This is a genomic window from Microcoleus sp. Pol12A5 (assembly GCF_036701435.1).
GTDB lineage: Bacteria > Cyanobacteriota > Cyanobacteriia > Cyanobacteriales > Microcoleaceae > Microcoleus.
In genome coordinates this window covers 1-1,633 of the sequence record NZ_JAUBQU010000276.1, presented here as the reverse complement: position 1 = coordinate 1,633, position 1,633 = coordinate 1, and the positions used below count along the sequence as shown (strand labels likewise).

2 protein-coding genes are annotated in these 1,633 nt (G+C 45.3%); both read left to right on the top strand.

What is annotated here, in order from left to right:
• The first annotated feature begins 201 nt into the window (after positions 1–201).
• Positions 202–1,002, top strand: coding sequence for a molybdate ABC transporter substrate-binding protein (modA, locus tag QUA45_RS28700; protein WP_333223329.1), 801 nt, complete (start codon positions 202–204; stop codon positions 1,000–1,002).
• 74 nt (positions 1,003–1,076) lie between these two features.
• A partial coding sequence (gene modB / locus QUA45_RS28695) for a molybdate ABC transporter permease subunit (protein ID WP_333223327.1) occupies positions 1,077–1,633 on the top strand: 557 nt, incomplete at its 3' end.

Genomic DNA, 1,633 nt, shown 5'->3' with positions numbered 1-1,633 from the left:
CAACAGTCAACCCGTTGAGCCTTCAACTACAGAGGCAATAGGCTGTTCTATCAAATGGCGATCGTAGTCATTAGTCAGCAGTCATCAGTCATTAGAAGATGATAATCCTGGACAAACAGAATCTACTTGTAAGGTGTGCGCGGCGCACCTTACTACTACAGATAGTGTAGATCGCCCTAGGGCAAATTATAATACAGCCTTGTGGAAAGAAAACGCATTTTCAACTCGATCGTCGCAGCCGCTGTAGCGCTGACACTGCTGATTGCTTGGAACTTGTTTAAAAGCGTTTCCCCAACAACACCACAGCAGCAAACTTCCTTAAACGTATCCGCTGCTATCAGCCTCTCGAAAGCTTTAGGGGAAATCAAAACTGTTTATCAAAGCAGTAATCCGAATTTTACTATTACTTATAATTTTGGTGCTTCCGGCGCTCTACAACAGCAAATTCAGCAAGGCGCTCCGGTAGATGTATTTTTCAGCGCGGCCACCAACCCAATGGATGCTTTGCAGCAATCTAACCTGCTAATTAACGACACGCGCCGCAATTTGCTGACAAATCGCCTAGTTTTGATTACTCCCAAAAACGGTGTTGCTTTGAGCGATTTTAAACAGTTAACAGATGCCAAAATCAAGAAAATTGCGATCGGCGAACCGAAAAGCGTACCTGTGGGTCAATACGCTCAGGAAATGCTCAATAAACTTGGATTGTGGCGGCCAATACAGCCAAAGTTAGTGTTAGGAAATAACGTCCGCCAAGTGCTGACATTCGTCGAAAGCGGTAACGTTGATGCTGGTATAGTTTATGCGACTGACGCCACAGCCTCCGACAAAGTAACTGTGCGGCTAACGGCTGCGGAAAATTTGCACTCGCCCATTGTTTATCCGCTGGCAGTTATCAGAAACAGCCGCAATCCCGCTGCTGCAAAAGCGTTTGTTGACTTTTTGGCGGGCGATCGAGCTAAAATAGTATTTCAGAAATATGGATTTGGCATAGTTCGATAACTAACTAATTATGGATTTTTTACCGCTGATGAAAGCAGATAAGCGCTGATTAACGCGGATTTATTTATATATAGATGGAATTTGATATTTCTCCGCTCTGGATATCTCTAAAATCCTCCGCTATTGCGACATTTATCACCTTTGTCCTGGGAATAGCCGCCGCCCGGTGGATGCTTTCAACTCGCATCAGAGGTAAAGCTTTAATTGAAGGAATTTTCATTTCTCCCTTAGTTTTGCCGCCGACAGTAGTGGGATTTTTGCTGCTGCTGCTGTTTGGGAGAAATGGGGCGATCGGGCAATTTTTGCTACAATTCGACTTAACTATAATTTTCACTTGGCAAGCGGCCGCCCTTACTGCCACAGTTGTATCATTTCCCCTGATGTATAAAACTGCTTTGGGAGCTTTTGAGCAAATTGATGCCAATCTTCTCAACGCAGCCCGCACTTTGGGAGCATCGGAGTGGCAAGTCTTTTGGCGCATTATGTTGCCGCTAGCATGGCCGGGAATTTTAGCAGGAACTATTCTGGCATTTGCCCGCGCTTTGGGTGAATTCGGCGCGACGTTGATGTTAGCGGGGAATATTCCCGGACAAACTCAAACTATCCCGATGGCAATTTATTTTGCTGTGGA